The sequence below is a fragment of the Thiorhodococcus mannitoliphagus genome (assembly GCF_010915725.1).
Lineage (GTDB): Bacteria > Pseudomonadota > Gammaproteobacteria > Chromatiales > Chromatiaceae > Thiorhodococcus > Thiorhodococcus mannitoliphagus.
Map to the genome: position 1 here is coordinate 1 of NZ_JAAIJR010000273.1, position 2,739 is coordinate 2,739.

The 2,739-nt window shown below is 55.7% G+C and carries 4 protein-coding genes; all 4 read left to right on the forward strand.

From position 1 onward, the window contains the following. The first annotated feature begins 68 nt into the window (after positions 1-68). The 4 genes from G3480_RS25985 (at position 69) to G3480_RS26000 (ending at position 2,400) form a co-directional block, all read left to right on the forward strand. Positions 69-281 (forward strand): reverse transcriptase domain-containing protein, encoded by a 213-nt coding sequence (locus G3480_RS25985; protein ID WP_164657102.1) that lies wholly within the window; start codon positions 69-71, stop codon positions 279-281. Positions 282-299: 18 nt separating this feature from the next. Beyond that, entirely contained in the window at positions 300-680 is a 381-nt protein-coding gene (locus tag G3480_RS25990; protein ID WP_164657103.1) for a clan AA aspartic protease, read from the forward strand. A 306-nt stretch (positions 681-986) separates the two neighbouring features. Beyond that, entirely contained in the window at positions 987-1,685 is a 699-nt protein-coding gene (locus G3480_RS25995) for a transposase (RefSeq protein ID WP_164657104.1), read from the forward strand. Positions 1,686-1,719: 34 nt separating this feature from the next. Then, positions 1,720-2,400: a phosphoribosyltransferase gene (locus G3480_RS26000; RefSeq protein ID WP_338114230.1), complete on the forward strand. Its 681-nt coding sequence runs from the start codon at positions 1,720-1,722 to the stop codon at positions 2,398-2,400. The last annotated feature ends 339 nt before the right edge of the window (positions 2,401-2,739 follow it).

Genomic DNA, 2,739 nt, shown 5'->3' on the forward strand with positions numbered 1-2,739 from the left:
CCTCGCTGGCTCATCAAAAACGACTGGGCTCAACGGCTCAATAGTTTCCTACCGTCGGAAATTCGGGAATGCGCCCCCCGGACATCCCGTTCTGCCGCTACGCCGATGATGGCATTCTCCATTGCAAGACGGAAACCCAAGCCCAGCAGTTGCGCGAGCAGCTCGCCGAGCGCCTCAAGGACTGTGGCCTGGAGATGCACCCGCAGAAGACGCGGGTCGAAAAGCCGGGGTCAGGTCTTGCAATCCAGCATCGTTCGGCTATGCTTGGTCGTACATCATAGGTATTCGGAGCGCAGTTCATGGGGCACTTGTTCGCTGACATCACGTTGAGTAATCCACGCAAACCGGAACTCCACTCAATCACGATTCAAGCGCTCGCCGATACTGGGGCGCTGATGCTCTGTATCCCCGACCATGTTGCTCTGCAGCTCGATTTACAAACCGAGTCCTTACGGGAGGTCACGGTTGCCGATGGCCGTTCGATGCGTGTTCCTTATGTTGGCCCATTGAAAGTGACGTTTGAAAATCGACTGTGCTTTGTGGGGGCGTTAGTGATGGGAGACGAAGTGCTGCTTGGCGCCGTGCCCATGGAGGATATGGATCTGGTTCTGTCTCCGAGTCGACAGACGATCATGGTCAATCCGGAGAGTCCAAACATGCCGCACGCACGTGTCAAGTGAGGCCTGGGTGACCTGGCAATGGTTGCCGACTGTGAGAGAACCGCGCAAGCGGGAAGCTCTCCCGAGTAAGGCTTAGTAACGATTCAATATTTATGTTGTATTTTGCATGAATTTTGCATTAACGAAAATGTAACTATAAAACAATAGCTTACAGTTTTATATGGATTAATTAAGTTGTATAACTTATTTTTGAATCGTTACTTAGCGGAATTCCGGGGACAGTATACCTAATTCCTAGAGAAAAACGCCTACTGGGGTTATAGTCTTGCCAAAGATTTTGTGACGGGGTGAGAAATTGGTGGAGCGATGGCAAGACTTCCGAGAGTGGTTGTGCCGGGACTGCCGCACCATGTGACGCAGCGTGGCAATCGACGGCAGCAGACGTTTTTTAGCGATGACGACTATGCGGAGTATCGTCGTTTGCTATCGCTCTCCTGTCGCGCCTGCGAGACGCAGGTGCTGGCTTACTGCCTGATGCCGAATCATGTGCATCTAATCCTGGTACCGGCAACGGAGTCTGGTTTGCGCGATGCCCTGGCGGAAGCGCATCGGTGCTACACGCGCATGATCAATTTTCGTGAAAGCTGGCGCGGGCATCTTTGGCAGGAGCAGTTTCACTCGTTTGTCATGGATGAGCGGCATTTGATCGCCGCTGCCCGGTATGTGGAGTTAAATCCCGTGCGCGCTCGTCTGTGCCAACGGCCGGAGGATTGGGAGTGGTCGAGCGCGCGGGCGCATTTGGCGGGAGCGGATGATGCGCTTGTCCAAGTCGGGCCGATGTTGGACCTGATCTCGGATTGGCGCCGTTTCCTTGGCGAGCCGGAGGACAGGGACACCGTCGAAGCATTGCACGCCCATGCCCGCACCGGGCGCCCGCTCGGCGGTGATGATTTTGTCGAAGCACTGGAGCAGCGCCTCGGTCGTGCGCTCAAGCGACAAAAGCCTGGACCAAAGCCACGCCAACGGGATACTGAAACGCGGGATCTGTTCGACAATGGCGCTTAAGCCAGCCCGAACGCTGTGGCGGGATTTTCCGCCAGTGGTGATTCACAGCCCTGAAATCGCGGTCAAGCGGCATCCCGACTATCGAGCGGCGAAGTCCGGGGATGCGCAAGCGGCGTTCTCACTGGTCAAAACCACGATCGCCGAGCCGGCGGTGCTCAGGATTCGCGAACTCGCACATGGTCGTGAGGTGATCCTCGCATCAGCACACGCTGTTGAGCGTGACGGGGTCAACGCGATTCCTGAGGCCTTGGCTGATGAATTGGGCGCCCGACTCGGGCTGCCGGTCGATGATAGCCTGGTGCAGGTCAACATCGTTGGTCATACTGGCGCGAACGGGTTTGCTCGCCTCGCCAGGCCGGCGGCATTTGATGGCCAGGTCATTTCCGGTGCCGCTTATTTGCTGGTTGATGACTTTGTCGGGCAAGGTGGAACACTCGCGAACCTGAAGGGACATATCGAGACGAATGGCGGTGTCGTTATCGGCGCAACGGTACTCACTGGCAAACCCTTTTCTGCGGTTTTATCGCCAACACGGGAGCAGCTCGCTGCCCTGAGAGAAAAACATGGACAAGCACTTGAAGTCTGGTGGCAGGAGCGATTCGGTTACGGGTTCGATTGCCTTACTCAATCAGAAGCTCGTTACCTCGAACGTTCCGCGGATGTTGACACCATCCGAAATCGCCTTGTTGAGGAAGAGCAAGCAGGAAATTGCTGAGCGTTACCGGGCGTCCATCCCGAATCTAAGCAATTAAACCGAATTCGGGGTCACCATTGCATCTAAAGACCAGGGCTGTGAAGGTCACAAAAAGTGAACGCAACAACTCCTGTCGGTCGCCACGTAGGATGTTAAATCTCTGGCCATTTCCATCGAAATGGTTCATGCAGTTTTCATGTCGACTTTTGGCGCGCTGAATGCCTGCCGTCGTTTGGCTAGCATCGAGTCGCCAAGATGCGTCTTGACCCAATGCTCGACATCCAGGGTGCGCACCGAGACCATGGCCTCACGAATGAGCGAGGGCGTCAGCTCGGTGAGGAAGGCGGGAATCGTCAACAC

Bases quoted from the DNA above. Each gene is read 5' to 3' on its own strand.
- G3480_RS25990 (WP_164657103.1), top strand. From the start codon at position 300: ATGGGGCACTTGTTCGCTGACATCACGTTGAGTAATCCACGCAAACCG.
- G3480_RS25995 (WP_164657104.1), top strand. From the start codon at position 987: ATGGCAAGACTTCCGAGAGTGGTTGTGCCGGGACTGCCGCACCATGTG.
- G3480_RS25985 (WP_164657102.1), top strand. From the start codon at position 69: ATGCGCCCCCCGGACATCCCGTTCTGCCGCTACGCCGATGATGGCATT.